At 69.4% G+C, this 17,989-nt stretch carries 19 protein-coding genes; 9 read left to right on the plus strand and 10 right to left on the minus strand.

All coding sequences use genetic code 11. From position 1 onward, the window contains the following. Window positions 1–16: 16 nt before the first annotated feature. The 5 genes from ACGFMK_RS04350 to ACGFMK_RS04370 all read right to left on the minus strand — a co-directional run bounded on the left by ACGFMK_RS04350 (window position 17) and on the right by ACGFMK_RS04370 (window position 3,890). The gene (locus tag ACGFMK_RS04350) at window positions 17–742 is read right to left on the minus strand and encodes an ESX secretion-associated protein EspG (protein ID WP_392758311.1); all 726 of its coding nucleotides are present in this window, start codon (window positions 740–742) and stop codon (window positions 17–19) included. A gap of 18 nt (window positions 743–760) precedes the next feature. Then, window positions 761–2,029, minus strand: a complete 1,269-nt coding sequence (locus ACGFMK_RS04355) for a hypothetical protein (protein WP_392758313.1) — start codon at window positions 2,027–2,029, stop codon at window positions 761–763. Beyond that, window positions 2,029–2,649: a DUF3558 domain-containing protein gene (locus tag ACGFMK_RS04360; RefSeq protein WP_392758314.1), complete on the minus strand. Its 621-nt coding sequence runs from the start codon at window positions 2,647–2,649 to the stop codon at window positions 2,029–2,031. Before ACGFMK_RS04360 ends, ACGFMK_RS04355 begins: the two co-directional genes overlap by 1 nt. Next, window positions 2,649–3,071, minus strand: coding sequence for a hypothetical protein (locus ACGFMK_RS04365; RefSeq protein ID WP_392758316.1), 423 nt, complete (start codon window positions 3,069–3,071; stop codon window positions 2,649–2,651). Before ACGFMK_RS04365 ends, ACGFMK_RS04360 begins: the two co-directional genes overlap by 1 nt. A 168-nt stretch (window positions 3,072–3,239) precedes the next feature. Continuing rightward, window positions 3,240–3,890 carry a hypothetical protein gene (locus ACGFMK_RS04370; RefSeq protein ID WP_392758318.1) on the minus strand — a complete coding sequence of 217 codons (651 nt, stop codon included), beginning with the start codon at window positions 3,888–3,890 and terminating at the stop codon, window positions 3,240–3,242. Between the two features lie 367 nt (window positions 3,891–4,257). Between ACGFMK_RS04370 and ACGFMK_RS04375 the strand changes: the two genes are divergently transcribed. Both ACGFMK_RS04375 and ACGFMK_RS04380 read left to right on the plus strand, forming a co-directional pair. After that, on the plus strand, window positions 4,258–5,310 hold the full coding sequence (locus tag ACGFMK_RS04375) for a polyprenyl synthetase family protein (RefSeq protein WP_392758623.1): 1,053 nt from the start codon (window positions 4,258–4,260) through the stop codon (window positions 5,308–5,310). Between the two features lie 17 nt (window positions 5,311–5,327). Continuing rightward, window positions 5,328–6,623 carry a hypothetical protein gene (locus ACGFMK_RS04380; RefSeq protein WP_392758319.1) on the plus strand — a complete coding sequence of 432 codons (1,296 nt, stop codon included), beginning with the start codon at window positions 5,328–5,330 and terminating at the stop codon, window positions 6,621–6,623. Window positions 6,624–6,627: 4 nt separating this feature from the next. Here the strand turns inward: ACGFMK_RS04380 and ACGFMK_RS04385 are convergent, their stop codons facing one another. The 4 genes from ACGFMK_RS04385 to ACGFMK_RS04400 all read right to left on the minus strand — a co-directional run bounded on the left by ACGFMK_RS04385 (window position 6,628) and on the right by ACGFMK_RS04400 (window position 11,072). Next, complete coding sequence (locus ACGFMK_RS04385; protein WP_392758321.1) at window positions 6,628–6,960, minus strand: VOC family protein; 333 nt, start codon at window positions 6,958–6,960, stop codon at window positions 6,628–6,630. A 100-nt stretch (window positions 6,961–7,060) separates the two neighbouring features. After that, window positions 7,061–8,125, minus strand: a complete 1,065-nt coding sequence (locus ACGFMK_RS04390; RefSeq protein ID WP_392758323.1) for a 2-oxoacid:ferredoxin oxidoreductase subunit beta — start codon at window positions 8,123–8,125, stop codon at window positions 7,061–7,063. Then, window positions 8,122–10,044, minus strand: a complete 1,923-nt coding sequence (locus ACGFMK_RS04395; protein ID WP_392758325.1) for a 2-oxoacid:acceptor oxidoreductase subunit alpha — start codon at window positions 10,042–10,044, stop codon at window positions 8,122–8,124. The genes ACGFMK_RS04390 and ACGFMK_RS04395 overlap by 4 nt, the downstream gene beginning before the upstream one ends. 263 nt (window positions 10,045–10,307) lie before the next feature. After that, on the minus strand, window positions 10,308–11,072 hold the full coding sequence (locus tag ACGFMK_RS04400; RefSeq protein WP_392758326.1) for an enoyl-CoA hydratase: 765 nt from the start codon (window positions 11,070–11,072) through the stop codon (window positions 10,308–10,310). Between the two features lie 55 nt (window positions 11,073–11,127). Here ACGFMK_RS04400 and ACGFMK_RS04405 point away from each other — a divergent pair, with 55 nt between their 5' ends. Continuing rightward, window positions 11,128–11,511: a hypothetical protein gene (locus tag ACGFMK_RS04405; RefSeq protein WP_392758327.1), complete on the plus strand. Its 384-nt coding sequence runs from the start codon at window positions 11,128–11,130 to the stop codon at window positions 11,509–11,511. Window positions 11,512–11,644: 133 nt separating this feature from the next. Here ACGFMK_RS04405 and ACGFMK_RS04410 read toward each other — a convergent pair whose 3' ends face one another. Beyond that, window positions 11,645–12,091 (minus strand): Lrp/AsnC family transcriptional regulator, encoded by a 447-nt coding sequence (locus tag ACGFMK_RS04410; RefSeq protein ID WP_026468878.1) that lies wholly within the window; start codon window positions 12,089–12,091, stop codon window positions 11,645–11,647. Between the two features lie 74 nt (window positions 12,092–12,165). Between ACGFMK_RS04410 and ddaH the strand changes: the two genes are divergently transcribed. The 6 genes from ddaH to ACGFMK_RS04440 all read left to right on the plus strand — a co-directional run bounded on the left by ddaH (window position 12,166) and on the right by ACGFMK_RS04440 (window position 17,955). Continuing rightward, entirely contained in the window at window positions 12,166–13,017 is an 852-nt protein-coding gene (gene ddaH / locus ACGFMK_RS04415; RefSeq protein WP_392758329.1) for a dimethylargininase, read from the plus strand. 107 nt (window positions 13,018–13,124) lie between these two features. After that, on the plus strand, window positions 13,125–13,751 hold the full coding sequence (locus ACGFMK_RS04420) for a polysaccharide deacetylase family protein (protein ID WP_392758625.1): 627 nt from the start codon (window positions 13,125–13,127) through the stop codon (window positions 13,749–13,751). A 498-nt stretch (window positions 13,752–14,249) separates the two neighbouring features. Next, on the plus strand, window positions 14,250–14,945 hold the full coding sequence (locus ACGFMK_RS04425) for a glycoside hydrolase family 75 protein (protein WP_392758331.1): 696 nt from the start codon (window positions 14,250–14,252) through the stop codon (window positions 14,943–14,945). A gap of 64 nt (window positions 14,946–15,009) precedes the next feature. Further along, window positions 15,010–15,270 carry a helix-hairpin-helix domain-containing protein gene (locus ACGFMK_RS04430; RefSeq protein ID WP_392758332.1) on the plus strand — a complete coding sequence of 87 codons (261 nt, stop codon included), beginning with the start codon at window positions 15,010–15,012 and terminating at the stop codon, window positions 15,268–15,270. Window positions 15,271–15,467: 197 nt separating this feature from the next. Next, complete coding sequence (locus ACGFMK_RS04435; protein ID WP_392758334.1) at window positions 15,468–16,784, plus strand: nucleotide sugar dehydrogenase; 1,317 nt, start codon at window positions 15,468–15,470, stop codon at window positions 16,782–16,784. Further along, on the plus strand, window positions 16,774–17,955 hold the full coding sequence (locus tag ACGFMK_RS04440) for a glycosyltransferase family 4 protein (RefSeq protein WP_392758336.1): 1,182 nt from the start codon (window positions 16,774–16,776) through the stop codon (window positions 17,953–17,955). Before ACGFMK_RS04435 ends, ACGFMK_RS04440 begins: the two co-directional genes overlap by 11 nt. Window positions 17,956–17,989 lie beyond the last annotated feature (34 nt).

A 17,989-nucleotide genomic window follows, 5' to 3' on the forward strand; every position in this document is an offset into this window, starting at 1 on the left:
CCGGGTGGCGGCCCTTTCAGCTGTCCAGCAGGGCTGCGACCTTCCGCCCCAGCACCACGGGATCCCCGGGCATGACCGTGATGTACTCGCCGGCGAGCCCGATGCCCACCCGCCCGGCGTCGACGTCGAGGTAGCTGAGCGAGTCCCGCGCTTCGGTCCGTTGCCCGTCCACCTGCTTGGCGGCGTACAGCTGCCCGATCCCGACGTGCGGCTGCTTCAGGAGATCGTCGAGCCGTTGCGCCTCCCGGCTGCGCGCCGGCGCGTCATCGAAGACGTCGCTGACCGGCGCGTCCCGAAAGTCCTGCTGCGGCAGGGTGAAGGGCTTGAATTCGGCGGCGCGGTACGGCGGCAGGTTCGCGACGAGCGCGTCGACGGGATGGGTGTCCGGCGGAACCCCCTTGAGCCACACCCGGGTGCCCTGACAGACCGCAGTGACGGCAGTCCTCCCTCGCGCGGCGACCAGGACCCCGATCTGTTCGGTGAGGTCGCGGGCGTAGGCGAAGAACTCCGTCGCGGGCCGGTCGAGCAGGTGAAGGACGTCGTCGAATTCGGGCGTGAAGCCGTCGCCCTGGGTGAAGCAGTGTTCGCTGAGCTCCTCAAACGCCGCCCGGCTGGTCTGTCGTGCGGCGGACGGCGGGACATACCGCAGACCCCCGGCGAAGACCGGGTGCGGTTCGCCGCAGCCGGCCTGGCGCAGGGCGGTGAGCAGGGTGTCGAGCGAGATGTCGGCCTTGAGCACCACTGGTGCGTGTCCTCCTGGCTACTTCGGCCGGTTCTCCCCGATGACGGGCGGCATGGGCTTCTCGATGAACCCGCCGAAGGTCTCGTCAGGATCGGGGTTCTTCAGGTAGGCAGCGGTCTTCTTCTCTTTGTCTTCGTCCTTGGCCCCCCGCCCACCGGCGGCGGTACCCATGGGCATCCCGTTGGCCCCTCGGGCGCCGGCGATACCGCGTGAGCCGGGCTGCCCGGGGAGGCGTTCGTCGGGAAGACGGGCACCGGATCCACTTCCTGGCCCACGCGGGGTGACGACGCCGCCGTTCGGGCCGCCGTACCGTCCGCTGGTGCTGTTTCCCGGCCCGGTCCCAGTGCTGGTCCCGGTCCCCGGCCCGAACCCGCCGGTGCCCGGCCCGAAGTCACCGTAGGGCTGGTAACCGGAGCCGCCGCCGAGGTTGCTGACAAGCTGCCCGCTGGGTCCGAACTGATACCCGCCCTGAGCGGCCGGGGGAGTGACCGGCTGGGGTACGTAGTTGTTGGCGTGGGTGCTGTCGAAGGACCCGCCTCCGGGAGTCTGCGCCACAGCCTGGTTGCCCTGCTGGTTGGTGGGCTGCACCTGGTTGCGCCCAGCCTGGACGTTCTGATCCTGCCCAGAGGTGCGTTCCTGCCCGGAAACGCCGGGCTGACGCGGATTCCGCGCCCATTCACCGGTATCAGTGGCAAAGGTCGTGGGCCGCCCAGTGGTGGTGGTCTTCCCCCTCGTCTCCTGCCCAGGGGTGGTCATGGAGACGGGCGCCCCGGAGTCCGCGATCTGCGCGTACTGAGCAGGCATCCGCCCGCCGTTGGCGGTGCTGGCGGAGTGGTAGGCACCAAAGGCATCGATGTTGGCCTGACTGTCGGCCTGCCACCCGGCAACCTTGGTGTTGTAGGACTGGCCATCCCCGGTGAGCACATTGAGAAGGTCACCAGAGGTGAGTTCAGGCGGCTGAGGCGCAACGGGCTTCACGGAGTTCTTGGCCGTCCCAAAGGCATCCATCTGAGCCCCGACAGCCGTCCGAGCGGTCTCAAGATGAACAGCATCATCAGCGGCGGCCCGAACAAGCGGAATGGTGGCATCGGCGGCAGAGTCCCCAGCGGCACCTTGCCACCCGGACATGGTCTTGGCCCGCAGCGCACTGATCCGCTGAGCCCGTTCAACCATCCGATTGGTGAGCTGGCCGGCCCCGTCGTGTGCATCGGCCAACGAACCGATGCCATTACCACCGGTGACCTGTTCGTAGATCTGCGCGGCAGTCAGCGGCACTTCGGTGGCCATCAATTGCCTCCCTTGAGGGTAGCGAGGACTTTGGCGCCAACGGTTTGGGCGACCGCGCAAGGGTCGCTTTTCCCGATCTTCTCGCGAGACTGGGTGACGGCGATGTCCACGGTGTTGCGGTCGCTCGTGCCGACTGCGATCGAGCAGCTGCCGTCGGCTCGGTGATCCGAGGTTCCGTACGCCACCGCGGGGTAATCGCCGACCGATTCGAGAACCTGGAAGAACTTGTAGGTGCTGTCCTTTGCCTGATACACGCTGGTCAGACCCAGTCGGTCGACCTTGGAGAAGATGAGGTTGATGCTCGCGCCCGATCCGTCCGCCGGGTCCCAGGTACACGTTGGGCCGGCCGGCCCCTGCAGGTCCGGTTTTGGTGTGACGGACCGGCCGAAAAGCTCCATCACCTGGGATTCGGTCATCGCAGTGCACGGCGCGGATGCGAACTGATCCGTGTCGATCGGGGACTCGACCTTCGGGACACCGGGACCAGGCACCTCGGGGCTCGTGCTCGAGACCGATGAAGAGCTTGGTGTGTTCGCCGGCGAGGCGACACCTGAAGTTTCTGGTGAACACGCGGTGAGTGCCACGAATCCGATGCAGACGGGAAAAATGATCCGGCGCACTAGATGATGCCCTTCGGGGTGTTGCCGATTTCCGTGGCGTGAGTCTCTTCGGCGGTCGCGTACTTTCCCAGGGCGGTGACGTACTTGTTCGCCATCGTTTCGCAGTAGTCGATCCGCTGCTGCAACGTTGAGTACAGGGACTCACCGGACGATCGGATCAGTTCCGCGTTGCCTCCGCTCGCGTATTCGAGACCTGGTCCCTGCGCGCGGGCGAGCACTTCCGCGTGTGCGAGGTCGGTGCGGAACTCAGCCGCCAGATCTCGCCACTCCCTGACCAGTTCTTGCAGTGTCGCCTCGTCGTACTGGAACCCCGGCCCACCTACCCCCGAGCCCGCAGCCCCATAAAACCCAGCCCGCGGCACCCCATTCGGCCCCGGCAGCTGCCAGTTGCCGCCCGGGTCGTAAACCGGCCCCTCACCCACGACCGCTCACCACAACCGTCGTCACGTCAGCTCTCCCCTAGCTTGCTGGGTGCTCCGGCCCGAGCACCCTGCGTATCCGACGGCTCGTAGCCTACCAAGGTTCCGCCAGGGAAGAATCCGCAGGTCAAGAGGGCCGCGGCCGGCGAACGGCCGCGGCCCTCGAGTGACCTAAGGCGTCGGCGAGCAGGACGTGTGGCCCAGGATCACCTGGCCCGTGATGCCCGACGCCGGGAGGAAGTTGATGCGCAGCATCGTCAGGCCGATGCTGCCGTCGCCCGGGAGGTTCTGGGTGTTGAACACCGCGTTCGCCAGCACCGTGCCGTTCGACTTCTTGATCGGGGACACGTAGCCCACCGGGACCGGGCTCGGCGGGTTCGGGATGCCGCTCATGCCGCCGTACGTCCAGCCGGCGTTCGTCTGTGTGTGGGTCGCCGTGCAGGTCACCTTGAACGTCGACAGCTTGATCCGCGGTCCGCCCGCGCTCACCAGTGCCGACAGCTCGAAGTTCTTGCCCGTCGCTGTGGAGGTGGTCGTCGTGGCGTCCGTGTTCGGGTCCGTCACCGTCGTCGTGCAGGACGACGTGCCGCCGCCGAACGTGATGCCCGTCTTGGACACCGACTGGGCCGTCGCGGTCGTCGGGCCGGCCACCGAGCACTTGCCCTGCGCCGGCACCGTGATCGTCGAGCCGGCCTTCGTGAAGTCGGCCGAACCGATCTGGGCCACACCCGGCTGCGGCGCGGCCTGAGCCGGCACGGCCACAGCGAGTCCGGCCACCAACAGCGTTCCGGCGAGCCCCGCTCGCCTCGCGATAGTGCGCATTGCGCTGTCCTCCTTGCTGACCGGGAGAGCTGTCGGGTTCGGCAGTTCTTCCACGCCGTGAATATCCGCCTGTCCGAGCCGCCCGTTGCGTCCGAAACCGCTGATCACCCCTTCGTGGATCATGAACCACCCGTTGGGTGATCCCCGCGGTATCCGGATACGTGTCCGGCTCGACGTCGCGAGCGGTGCCCGTACCGCGATCTCGTGGTCAGCCCGACCTGCCTCGAGGGCGTCGGGATCAAGCGCCGCCGCGGTGTCATGTTCGTCACCGTTTCCGCAGGACAGCGGGTAAACGGTGACGCGGGGCAGCCACTACGCTCAGGGGAGAACCCGACCGGTGCACGAGTAGAGCGGAGCCGACGTGTCTGTGCCTTCCCCAGCCCCCGGGGCGGGATCCCTCCCCGCTGCGCCGGGTGGCGCCCTCGAGGACCTGCGCTCGTCGGTTGGCCTGCAGATCGCCGACGAGACCCTGCTGCGCTCGATCGCCGCCGGGCTGGCCGACGTCGAGAAGCTGCTGCGCGAGGTCGTGCGCAGTGACGTCCAGGCCGTCAACGACGCCGCGTTGCACCTGGTCGAGGCGGGGGGCAAACGCTTCCGTCCGTTGTTCACCCTGCTGTCCGCGCAGTTCGGGCCGAAGCAGGACGACCACGTCGTGATCGCCGCCGCCGCGGTCGAGCTGGTGCACCTGGCCACGCTCTACCACGACGACGTGATGGACGAGGCGGACATGCGCCGCGGCGCCGAGAGCGTCAACGCGCGCTGGGACAACACCATCGCCATCCTGACCGGCGACTTCCTCTTCGCCCACGCCTCGCGGCTGGTCGCCGACCTCGGCACGGACGCGGCGCGGATCATCGCCGAGACCTTCGGCGAGCTGGTCACCGGGCAGATGCGCGAGACCGTCGGCCCCGGACCGGGTGACGACGCCGTCTCGCACTACCTCACCGTGATCGCGCAGAAGACCGGCTCGCTGATCGCGACGTCCGGCCGGTTCGGCGGGATGATGTCCGGCGCCGCCGACGAGCACATCGAGGCGCTGCGCCGGTTCGGCGACATCATCGGCACCGCGTTCCAGATCTCCGACGACATCATCGACATCGCCTCGGCGTCCGACGAGCTCGGCAAGGCGCAGGGCACCGACCTGCGTGAAGGCGTTCGGACGCTGCCGATGCTGTACGCGCTGGCCGACCCCGGGACCGACCCCCGGCTGGTCGAGCTGCTGTCCGGGCCGATCGCCGACGACGACCTCGTCCAGGAAGCACTCGAGCTGCTGCGCGCGAGTAGCGGACTCGAACGCGCGCGCGTCACCCTTTCCGACTACGCTCAGCGCGCGCGTGCCGAGCTCACCGCGCTGCCGGCGTCCCCCGCACGGGACGCCTGCGAGTCGGTTGCCGCTTACCTGGTCGCGCGCACGCACTGAACTAGGGGCAGGGATAGATGTCCATTTTCGGACAGGTTTGGCTGTGGAGCCTCGCGGCGTTCTTCGTCGGGGTACTGCTCACCTGGCTGGTGCTGGTGCTGCCGCTCCGCAAGAGCGTCCGCAAGCTGGAGAGCGCGCTGGCGCAGGCCCACGCCGACGCCGCGCGCACCCCCGCGAACGCCGCCGGGCTGGCCACCTCGGGCGCCGAGGGCTTCACGCGACCCGCGCCGTCCTATGACGACGACGAGAGCCGGTACGAGCACAACCCGTACGAAGAGGCCCGGCCGCAGGAGACGTCGTACCCGGGGACGCTGGTCGCGTCGCCGGTGAGCCTCGACGACGTCCACGACGACATCGACCAGGACTTCGCCGAGCTGGACTCGCAGGTGCCGCCGCGGACCCCGCCGGCGCCCGACTACCGGCCGGAACCCGAGCCGGAGCCCGAGGACGCCTACCCGGCGTCGGCGACGCAGGTGATGGCGCCGGTCGCGGAGCCGGAGCCGGACGACCCGTACCGCACGGCCGCGTCCGAGTACCTGAGCCCGGAGGACGACGAGCACTTCGAGCCCGAGGCCGCCCCGGCGCTTTCGCAGCTGGAGCAGCAGCTCGAGCCGGACACCGCCGGGTCGCTGTTCCGGCCGCCGGGCGCGGAGCCGCAGCCCCGACCGCAGGACCCGGACTGGTTCGACCACCAGCCGGCCGAGCAGCGGTCGGCGTTCGAAGAGCCGGTGGAGCGCACCCGCTACATCAGCGCGCACCCGGGTTCGGTCCGCGAGGAAGAGCCCGAGGACGACGAGACGCCGCAGTACGCCTTCGCGGGCGACGACGCGTCCGACGGTGAGCTGGACGTGCCGCCGGAGACCCCGGCCGAGGCGACGCAGGTGCTGCCGAAGCGCCAACCGCGCGGCCTGGGGTCGGTGCGGGGCGGGTTCGACGCCCCGCAGCCAATCCAGCCGTCGATGCGCACGGTCGAGCGCCGCGACCCCGAGCTGTCCGGCGCGCACAGCGGCTCGCTGTTCGAGCCGTCGGTGCAGCCGAACCAGACGGCCGTCGGCGTCGCGCCGGAGCCGCCCCCACCCCCGCCCGCGCGGGAGACGGCCGAGGATTCGGTTCCGCCCGGCCCGTTCGGTCCCGGCTCGGCCATGCCCCGCCCCGGCGGCGGCCGGCCCAGCGACGCCTTCGAGGTGAAGGCCAGCGTCACGGCTTTGCGGTACTGCACCGACGAGTCCGAGCAGTTCCCGAAGATGGTGGCCGAGGTCTGGTTCCGCACCGCCGAAGACGCCGAGCGCGTCGGGTTCCGCCCGATCGTCTGAGCGTTCATGCCGCCTGGAACAGCACCATCGCGGCCCCGCCGGGATCGGTGACGACGACCAGCGAGCCGACCGGCAGGTCCGTGCGTTCGCGCACGAGCTTTCCGCCCAGCTCCACCGCTTTCGCCGCCGCGGTGTCCACATCGGACACCGCGGCGTAGGGCAGCCACTGCGGCGCGCGCTCGTCGTCCGGGGCCAGTTCCGTGAGGCCGCCCCACGGCGCGCCGTCCTCGGTGAGCAGCGGGCCGCTCGCCTGCCAGCCCAGCAGCTCGGCGAAGAACCGCTTGCTTCCGTCCACATCGGACGTGCGGACGTCGAAGAACACGAACGGTGCGGCCATCCCGCACCACCTCCTCAGGTCGGTTGACCTAAAACTTAGGACAAGCGTCCCAATCAGGCAACACCAAAAAGGCCACCTCGTGCTGAGGTGGCCTCTCGGGTTACGCGACCGTCCAGGTGTCCTTGCCGCGCAGCAGACCCTGCAGGTCCGGCTTGCGGGCCGCGCGGGCCTCCTCGACCTGGGCGCGGGCGCCGTCGTCGTAGGTGGGGCGCTCGACCTGGCGCAGGATGCCCGTCGGGACGTGGTTCAGGCTCTGGTCGCCGAGGCGCGAGAGCGCGAACGCGTACGACGTGTCGGTGATCGTCGGGTCGTGCACGACGATGTTGTCCTCACCGATGTCGGCCACCTTGGCGACGTCCAAGCCGCCCCAGTCGCCGCGCTTGACGCCGAACTCCTGGTTCGGGCCGAACCGGATCGGCGCACCGGCCTGCAGCGGGATCAGCCGGGCGGCGGCCTCGTCGGCGTCCTTGAGGACGTCGAACGCGCCGTCGTTGAAGATCGGGCAGTTCTGGTAGATCTCCACCAGTGCCGACCCGCGGTGCTGCGCCGCGGCCTGCAGGACCTCGGTGAGGCCCTTGCGGTCGGAGTCCATCGCGCGGCCCACGAAGGACGCCTCGGCGCCGATGGCCAGCGACAGCGGGTTGAACGGCGTGTCCACCGAACCCATCGGCGACGACTTGGTGACCATGCCCGGCCCCGACGTCGGCGAGTACTGGCCCTTGGTCAGCCCGTAGATCCGGTTGTTGAACAGCAGGATCTTGATGTTCACGTTGCGGCGCAGCGCGTGGATCAGGTGGTTGCCGCCGATGGACAGCGCGTCGCCGTCACCGGTGACGACCCACACCGACAGGTCCGGCCGCGTGGTCGCCAGGCCGGTCGCGATCGACGGCGCGCGGCCGTGGATCGAGTGCATGCCGTAGGTGTTCAGGTAGTACGGGAACCGCGACGAGCAGCCGATCCCGGACACGAACACGATGTTCTCGCGCTTGAGGCCGAGCGTGGGCAAGAAGGACTGGACCGCGTTGAGCACGACGTAGTCGCCGCAGCCGGGGCACCAGCGGACCTCCTGGTCCGACTTGTAGTCCTTGGCCTTCTGCGGCTCGTCGGTGGTCGGGACGAGATCCAGACCGCCGAGAGTCGGCAGCCCCAGGTCGATCGCAGTCACTTCACGGCCTCCGTAACCCCAGTGATGATCTCCGAGAACACGTTCTGCAGCTCTTCGGCCTTGAACGCCATCCCGGCGACCTTGGTGTACGAGTGGATGTCCACCAGGTACTTCGCGCGCAGTAGCAGAGAAAGCTGACCGAGGTTCATCTCCGGCACCACGACCTTGTCGTAGGAGCGGAGCACGTCACCCAGGTTCGACGGCAGCGGGTTGAGGTGGCGCAGGTGGGCCTGCGCGATCGGCATGCCGAGCTTGCGCACCCGGCGGCACGCGGCACCGATCGGGCCGAAGCTGGAGCCCCAGCCGAGCGCGAGCACCCGGGCCTTGCCGCCGCTCGGGTCGTCGACCACGACGTCGGGGACGTCGATGCCGTCGATCTTCGCCTGCCGCAGCCGGACCATCTTGTCGTGGTTGTCCGGGTCGTAGGAGATGTGCCCGGTCCGGTCGGCCTTCTCCAGGCCGCCGATGCGGTGCTGCAGGCCGGGCGTGCCCGGGATCGCCCAGGCGCGGGCGAGGGTCTCCGGGTCGCGGACGTAGGGCCAGAACTCGCCGGAGTCGTTGTCGGAGTTGGGTTCGGTCGCGAACTCGACGCGCAGGTCGGGCAGCGTCGCGACGTCCGGGATCAGCCACGGCTCGGAGCCGTTGGCGATCGCGCCGTCCGACAGCAGCAGCACCGGCGTGCGGTACTTCAGCGCGATCCGGGTGGCCTCGATGGCCGCGTCGAAGCAGTCCGCCGGCGACAGCGGCGCGATGATCGGCACCGGCGACTCGCCGTTGCGGCCGAACATCGCCTGCAGCAGGTCGGCCTGCTCGGTCTTGGTCGGCAGGCCGGTCGACGGGCCGCCGCGCTGGACGTCGATGACGACCAGCGGCAGTTCCATCATCACGCCGAGGCCGATGGTCTCCGACTTCAGCGCGACACCCGGGCCGGACGTCGAGGTGACGCCGAGCGCACCGCCGTAGGACGCGCCGAGCGCGGCGCCGATGCCGGCGATCTCGTCCTCGGCCTGGAAGGTGAGGATGCCGTAGTTCTTGTGCTTGGACAGCTCGTGGAGGATGTCCGAGGCCGGGGTGATCGGGTAGGTGCCGAGCAGGATCTGCAGCCCGGACTGCTGTCCGGCGGCGACGATCCCGTAGGCCAGCGCGGTGTTGCCGGTGATCTGCCGGTAGGTGCCCTGGTTCAGCTTGGCCGGCGCGACCTGGAACGTCGTCGCGAACGACTCGGTCGTCTCGCCGTAGTTCCAGCCCGCGCGGAAGGCCAGGATGTTGGCCTCGGCGATGTCCGGCTTCTTCGCGAACTTCTCGCGCAGGAACCGCTCGGTGCCTTCGGTCGGCCGGTGGTACATCCACGACAGCAGGCCGAGGGCGAACATGTTCTTGCAGCGCTCGGCGTCCTTCTTGCCGAGTCCGGTGTCGGCGAGCGCGCCCTGGGTCAGGGTCGACATGGCGACCCGGTGCACCTGGAACGGGGTGAGCGTGTCGTCGTCCAGCGGGTCCGTGGCGTAGCCGACCTTGGTCAGGTTCCGCTTGATGAAGTCGTCGGTGTTGAGGATGATCGTGCCGCCGCGCGGCACGTCGCCGAGGTTCGCCTTGAGCGCGGCCGGGTTCATCGCCACCAGCACGTCCGGCCGGTCGCCGGGGGTGAGGATGTCGTAGTCGGCGAAGTGGACCTGGAACGAGGAGACGCCCGGGATCGTGCCCTGCGGGGCGCGGATCTCGGCGGGGAAGTTCGGCATGGTCGACAGGTCGTTGCCGAACGCGGCGGCCTCTGACGTGAAGCGGTCACCGGTCAGCTGCATGCCGTCACCCGAGTCGCCCGCGAACCGGATGACGACCCGGTCCAGCTTGCTGACCTCGGTCTTCCTGGTCGCGGCGAGCGAGCCGTGACCAGCGCCGTTGCCGTTCGCACTCGTGCTCATGGGTCAGGGATTCCCTCTCTCCCGACGATGCGGCCTTCGGTCGCTCTTGCCCGGTGTCGTGACATTCGGGGCACCAGGCCCTACCACGAGGTTAGCTCGCGCATGACCACGATGTTCCCAGTGTCCCTACAGTCGAACGACCTCTCGGCTGCGCTGGTGGTTCTTCTGTGCTGGTCCGACAAATACCTGTTACCGATGGTAACGGGAATATCTTTTCGAACGCTGTGACGCGTGTCTCGCGCGTCGCGTCCATCTGCTGGGAATCACGGCCGCGCCCGGATCCGCGCTCGCATCGCCGCCAGTCGTTCGGCGAACTCCGGGGACGCCAGCGAGGCGAGCTGCGGCTCGATCTCGACGTCGACGGCGTCGGCGTGCGCGGCCAGTGAGGCCGTCGTCCGGAGGCTGCGCTTGGTGGCGAGCAGGGCCTCGCGCGGCGCGGCGACCGCGGGGGCCGCCAGCTCGCGCGCCGCGGCCACGAGCTCGTCGTGCTCGCCCTCGACCACGCGCAGCGCCAGCCCGGCGCGCACCGCCGCCTCGGCGTCGAGCGGCCGGCCGAACAACGTCATCGCGGCGGCCTGCTGCGGGCCGGCCAGCCGCTGCGTCATCCACGTCATCCCGCCGCCCGGGTGCAGGCCCAGCTCCAGGAACCGGGCGACGAACTTCGCGTGCGGCCCGGCCAGCCGGACGTCCGCCGCGAGCGCGAGGTTCAGCCCGGCGCCGACGGCCGCGCCGCCGACCGCCGCGATCGTCGGCAGGGCGCAGCGCGCGACGGCGAGGAAGCCTTCGTAGATGGCGCGCAGGCCGGCCTCGTCGGCGGCGCCCAGCGCGGCGAGGTCGGCGCCGGCGCAGAAGGCCGGCGGGGTGCCGGTGACCACGACGGCGTGCACCGACTCGTCCCGCTCCGCGGCCGCGACGGCCGCCGCGAGCTGCGAGGACAGCTCGAGCGTGAGCGCGTTGCGGCTGCCGGGCGCGTCGACGGTCAGCAGGGCGACGCCGCCCGCGTGCTCGCTGACGATGCTGTCGGTCATGGGGGTAAGGGTGGCACGGGGCGGCCGACGCCGTGCTCGGGTATGACTTGGAGGTATGGGGGAACTCGTCGGAGCCCTGGTGCGGGGGTTCATCGTGCTGGCGGGCCACGTGCTGACGATGGTCGACACGGCCGAGTTCTTCGGCGCCCGCCGCCGCAAGGCGCGTCAGGAGGCGCTGGCCCGCGGCGAGCAGGTGAAGATCCCGTGCGTGCTGCGCGACCCGGACCTGACGGACGGCCGCGAGCAGCAGGGCAGGCTGCACGTGGGCGGCGGCCGCGTCCGGTGGCTGGCCCCGGGCCGCCCACCGGCGGCGTTCGAGCCGGGCGAGCTGACGATGCAGGCGGTGGACGAGCAGGCCATCACGTTCCACGCGGGCCGCACCGAGCTGCGCCTGCACCCGGACGAGGCCCCGGCGGTCCTGCGCGCGCTCGGCACCTGAAACCGTCGGTACCCGCCGCTACGCTGGAAAGCGGGGGGCGCCGCCCCGCGTTCGTTCATCTTTCGCCCTTCGACCAGCGGGCGACGTGCGACCGGCGTCCGACGCCCGGCCCGGCGAACGGCGGATTCCGGCGTCACTCCTCCGGCGTCGGCGGCCGTTCGAGCAGCCGGGAGAGGACGACCGTCGACACCGTCCGGTCCACGATCTCCAGCCCGCGCAGCCGCTCCAGCGCCGTCTCCAGGTGGTGGATGTCGGCCGCGCGCAGGTGGACGATCGCGTCCGCCGCGCCCGACACCGTGTACGCCGCCACCACCTCCGGCAGCGGCTCCAGCCGCGCGCGGATGCGGGCCGGCGTGATGTTGCCCTGGCACGTGACCTCGACGAACGCCTCCGTGCCCCAGCCCAGCGCCTCCGGGTCGACGACCGCCGTGAAGCCGCGCAGGATGCCGGTTTCGAGCAGCCGGTCGACCCGCCGTTTGACCGCCGGCGCCGAGAGTCCGACGACCTTGCCGATCTCCGCGTAGCTCGATCGCGCGTTCGCCACGAGACACGAAACGATTCGCTGGTCGATGGTGTTCACACGCAACATTTAGCACAGATACGCGCAGCGAACAGCGATTGATTGCGAGTTTAGGCAGCACTTACCCTGCAATCATGCAGGGATCACAGCCCTTGGCCACTCGTGTACCGACCACCCGCCGATACCTGATGTGCCCGCCGCGCTTCTTCGCGGTGGACTACGTGATCAACCCCTGGATGGACCCGACCCAGCCGGTCAGCGCCGACGTCGCCGTCGCGCAGTGGACCGAGCTGCGCGACACCTACCGCCGCCTCGGCCACACCGTCGAGGAGATCGAGCCCCAGCCCGGCCTGCCCGACATGGTCTTCGCCGCGAACTCCGGCACGGTCGTCGACGGCCGCGTCCTCGGCTCGCGGTTCCGCGCGCCGCAGCGCTCCGCCGAGGCCGAGCACTTCCGCCGCTGGTTCGTCGAGCACGGCTACCGCGACATCACCATGCCGGAGAAGATCAACGAAGCCGAGGGGGACTTCGCCTGGACGGGCAGCCTGCTGCTGGCCGGCACCGGCTTCCGCACCGACCCCGCCGCGCACGCCGAGGCGCAGGAGGTGCTCGGCGTCCCGGTCGTCTCGCTCAACCTGGTCGACCCGCGTTATTACCACCTCGACACGGCGCTGTTCGTGCTCGCCGAATCGACCGACACGACCCGCGCGCAGATCGTCTACTACCCGGAGGCGTTCTCCGCGGGCTCGCGCCGCGTGCTGGAGCGGCTGTTCCCGGACGCCGTGCTCGCCACCGCGGCCGACGCCGAGTGCTTCGGGCTCAACGGGGTGTCCGACGGCCGGAACGTCGTGCTGCCGGTCGAGGCGACACGACTGGGTGAACTGCTCGCCGCCCGAGGGTACGAGCCGGTCTACGTCGACATCTCTGAGCTGCGGAAAGCCGGTGGCGGACCGAAGTGCTGCACGATGGAGATCCGGAAAGGCTGATTGCCGGAAAAAGGGTGTAACTCACCCGTTTGCTTCCGCGATTAATCGAGGTAATAGCTCGACTACGTGCGGTGGCAGGGGGTGGAGCGGTGGCGGTGAACCTCGCCATGCACGGGATCGGCCGGCCGGCTCGCCAGCTCGAGCCGGGGGAGAACGAGCGCTGGGTGACGGTCGAGCAGTTCGAGCGCATCCTCGACGCGGTCCAAGACCGCGACGACGTCCACCTCACCTTCGACGACGGCAACGAGTCCGACGTCGAGATCGCCCTGCCCCGGCTCGTCGAGCGCGGGCTGACGGCGGAGTTCTTCCCGCTCGCCGGCCGTCTCGGGCAGCGCGGTTATCTCGACCGCGACGCCCTGCGCGAGCTCGCCCGCGCCGGCATGGAGATCGGCTCGCACGGCTGGGAACCCCGCGACTGGCGCCGGCTCGACGACCGCCACGCCCGTCGGGAGCTGACGGAGGCGCCGAAGCTCCTCGGCGACCTGTGCGGCAAGCCGGTGCGGCGGTACTCGCTGCCGTTCGGCGCCTACGACCGACGGGTGCTGGCACGGCTCAAGCAGGCGGGCGCAACCCGCGTGTACACGAGCGACGGCGGCGAAACCAGCCGCGACGGCTGGCTGCAGGCACGTACGGAGCTGCGTCACGACCTTGACGACGCCTGGCTCGACGGGGTTCTGTCGGGAGGCCTCCGCAAGGGCTGGTGGGGGCGGCTGTTTCGGCGGTCTGACGGTTAGTCGGTATAACCGTCAGACGGGTTGCCTGTCTGACGGTTGGTCGGTCCGACGGCCGTCGGTATGACCGGTAGTCGGTATAACCGTCATTCTGGCTGCCGGGCTGGCTGTACGCCGCCGGCACTGGCTCTGCGCTTGCTGACCGGGTGGACGTAGCCGGGCCGCGCGCCTGGGCGTCGGTGGGCTTGCCGGCTGGGGGACGGTTAGTCGGTATAACCGTCAGACGGGTTGTCTGCCTGACAGTTTGATCGCAGCTGCATGAGCTTGTCAGCCGGTAAATCGGTATGCCGGTATGACCGTCGATCGGACTTCCCGATGGCCGGAACACGGCGCCAACCCGGTTTCCGCGCGGACCGCGTCCGGTGAGCAGGGTTTTCGTCAAGTCCCGCCGGATGCTGGGAAATTCTCGTACCTCTGGGTCTTGAACCCGTCACGGTCCGGGTGCATCCTGTGTGCCTCGCCGCCGTAAGGAAAGTTTCCTAACTAAAGGGAGCACCAGGAATGCGGAAACTGATCCTGCTCGCGACCATGGCGCTTGCCGCGGCCGTGATGCCCTCGGCACTCGCGTCGGCGGCCCCGGCCCCCGCCGCGGCGCCGGCCTCCGTCGAAGCCGGGCCGACCGCGGCCCAGCTGCTGGCCAAGACCACCAGCTGCCACCAGATCTCCAACGGCAAGTACAAGACCGACGAGGACGTCTCGGCCAAGACGGTCGCCGTCTGCGACGCGAACGGCGCGGTCTTCTGGAAGGCCGACATGGACATCGACTGCGACGGCCAGCGCACGACGCAGTGCAACGAGAACACCGACTGCTGCTACCAGGACGACACGGCGTTCCACCAGTCCGACGGCAAGCCGCTCAGCGCCGCGAAGCTGCCCTACATCGTCGTGCCGAGTTCGAGCAGCATCTGGAAGTACTCCTCGTCGCAGCTGAAGGGCGGCGGCTCCTGCGCGGTGATCTACAACGGCAAGATCGAGTACGCCGTCATCGGCGACACCGGCCCGACCCAGATCATCGGTGAAGCCTCCTACGCGACGGCGAAGGACCTCGGCATCAACCCCGACCCGTCCAACGGCGGCACCGACTCCGGTGTGACGTACATCTGCTTCAAGAACTCGACCGTCTCGCCGATCGAGAACCACACCAATGCGATCAGCAAGGGCGAAAGCCTCGCCACGACTTTCGTGAACAACAACTGACGCACGCGCGTCCGGGGCCGATCCGTTCAAGACACGGGCCGGCCCCGGCTGCTGTGCTGGGCCCATGAGCGAACTGCTGAAGCTGGCCAACATCGGCCCGGCGATGGTCCGCGACCTCAGCCGGCTCGGCATCACCGAACCCGCCCAGCTGGCCGGGCGCGATCCCGTCGAGCTGTACGAACGCCTCTGCGCGACCGACGGGCACCGGCACGACCCGTGTGTGCTCGACACCTTCATGTCGGCCGTCGACCAGGCCGGCGGCGCGCCGCCCCGGCCGTGGTGGACCTACACCCCGGAACGGAAACGCCTTCTCGGGGAACGCTGACCGGAACCGCGCCGAACGCGTTGCCCGCCCACCTGCAAGATGCAATTCCCGGGCGAATCGAGACGCGATTCTTACCCGAAAACTGTTGCGCCTCACGGCCGTCACACGCATTACCCCGTTCGCGGCCCTCGCGGTAACGATCCAGGGGGGCCCGCCGACCAACTCATGGGTCGCGTGGGAAAAGCGGAGGTTTTGGCGTGAAGATCAGTGTCTTCGGGCTCGGTTATGTCGGATGTGTCTCCGCGGCGTGCTTGGCGGGGCAGGGGCACCGGGTGGTCGGCGTGGACGTCAACCCGGTCAAGATCGACCTCATCACCCAGGGCAAGGCCCCGGTGGTCGAGGAGCGGATCGGCGAGCTGACCGCCGAAGTCGTGGCGAGCGGGGCGCTGAGAGCCACGACCGACGTCGCGGAAGCCGTCGCCGACAGCGAGATTTCGCTCGTCTGCGTGGGTACGCCATCGGCGCCGAACGGCAGCCTCTCCACGGTCTACCTCGAGCGCGTCGCCGAGGAGATCGGCGAGGCGATCGCGAAGAAGACCGAGCGGCACACCGTCGTCTTCCGCAGCACGATGCTGCCCGGTACCTGCCTCGACCTGCTGGTTCCCATCCTGGAGAAGGCGTCCGGCCGCACGGCCGGTGTCGACTTCGGTGTCGCGGTGAACCCTGAGTTCCTGCGCGAGGGCACCAGCGTCCGCGACTTCTTCGACCCGCCGAAGACCGTGATCGGCGAGATTGACGCCACCAGTGGTGACGCCGTCGCGGCGCTCTACGAGGGCCTGCCCGGCCCGGTCTTCCGCGTGCCGATCCCGGTCGCGGAGATGACGAAGTACGCCGACAACTCCTTCCACGGCCTGAAGATCGGGTTCGCGAACGAGCTCGGCTCGATCTGCCGCGCGCTCGGCCTCGACTCGCACCAGGTGATCGACGTCTTCCTCGCCGACACCAAGCTCAACATCAGCCCGGCCTACCTGAAGCCCGGGTTCGCGTTCGGTGGCTCGTGCCTGCCGAAGGACCTGCGCGGGCTGGTCTACGCCGCGCACCGCGCCGACGTGAAGGTGCCGATCCTGTCGCACGTGCTCAGCTCCAACGAAGAGCACCTGCAGCGGGCGTTCGACCTGGTCGCGCGCACCGGCAAGCGCAAGGTCGGGCTGTACGGGCTGTCGTTCAAGCCGGGTACCGACGACCTGCGCGAGTCGCCGCTGGTCGAGCTGGCCGAGAAGCTGCTCGGCAAGGGCTACGACCTCAAGATCTACGACGCGAACGTCAGCCTCTCGCGGCTGATGGGCGCGAACCGCGAGTACATCGAGGGCCGGCTCCCGCACCTCGGGCAACTGCTCGCCGGATCCGTCCAGGAAGTCATGGACCACGCCGACGTCGTGATCGTCGGCTGCAAGGACCCGGACGTGCTGGCGGCCCTGCCGCACGGCGGCGACCGGGTGCTGATCGACCTCGTCCGCCTGCCCGACGCCGAGAAGCGTCGCCTTGAAGAGGGATACGCCGGCCTTGCCTGGTAAAGCGCTCATCCTCGTCGAAAACCTTTCGGTGCCCTTCGACCGGCGCGTCTGGCAGGAGTCCACGACCCTGCGCGACGCCGGCTGGGAGGTGCACGTGATCTGCCCGCAGGGCACGAAACGCGACACCGAGGCCGAAGCCGTCATCGACGGCGTCCACATCCACCGCTATCCGTTGAAGGCCGCGACCGGCGGCCCGGCCGGGTACCTGCAGGAGTACGGCAGCGCGCTGTGGCACACGCTGCGGCTGGCCCGGAAGATCGGCCCGGTCGACGTCGTGCACGCCTGCAACCCGCCGGACCTGCTGTACCTGGTCGCGAAGGTCCTCAAGCGCCAGGGCGCGAAGTTCATCTTCGACCAGCACGACCTCTGTCCCGAGCTGTACCTGTCGCGCTTCGACCGCGGGCAGGACCTCCTGTACCGCGGGGTCTGCGCGCTGGAGCGCGCCACCTACCGCGCCGCCGACGTCGTCATCTCGACGAACGAGAGCTACAAGCAGGTCGCCCGGATCCGCGGCGGCAAGCGGCCCGAGGACGTCTTCGTGGTGCGCAGCGCCCCGGTGGTCGAGCGGTTCCACGAGGTCCCCGTCGAGCCCGAGCTGAAGAAGGGCAAGCCGTACCTGCTGGCCTACCTCGGCGTGATGGGCCCGCAGGACGGCGTCGACTACGCCCTGCGCGCGCTCGCGAAGCTGCGTGACGAGGTCGGCCGCACCGACTGGCACGCCGTGTTCGTCGGCTCCGGTGACGCCTTCGACGACATGGTCGCCCTCTCGGCGAAGCTCGGGCTGGCCAACCAGGTCGAGTTCACCGGCCGGATCTCGGACGAGGACCTGGTCCGGTACCTGTCCACCGCCGACGTCTGCCTGTCGCCGGATCCGCTCAACCCGCTCAACGACGTCTCCACGATGAACAAGGTCATGGAGTACATGGCGATGAGCAAGCCGATCGTCTCGTTCGAGCTGCGGGAGGCACGCGTCTCCGCCGGCGACGCCGCGGTGTACGCCCCGGCGAACGACGAAACGGAGTTCGCGGCCCTGGTCTCGCGCCTGCTCGACGACCCCGAGGAGCGGGTCAGGATGGGTAAGCTCGGCCAGGCCCGGGTCGCGGGCCCGCTGTCCTGGGAGAACTCGGCGAAAGCCCTCCTCGCCGCGTACGAGCACGCACTCGGTTCCTGATCGCCGTTCGGTCAAGAAGTCACCGGACGTGTAA

The sequence above is a fragment of the Amycolatopsis sp. NPDC049252 genome (genome assembly GCF_043197175.1).
Classification (GTDB): Bacteria; Actinomycetota; Actinomycetes; order Mycobacteriales; family Pseudonocardiaceae; genus Amycolatopsis.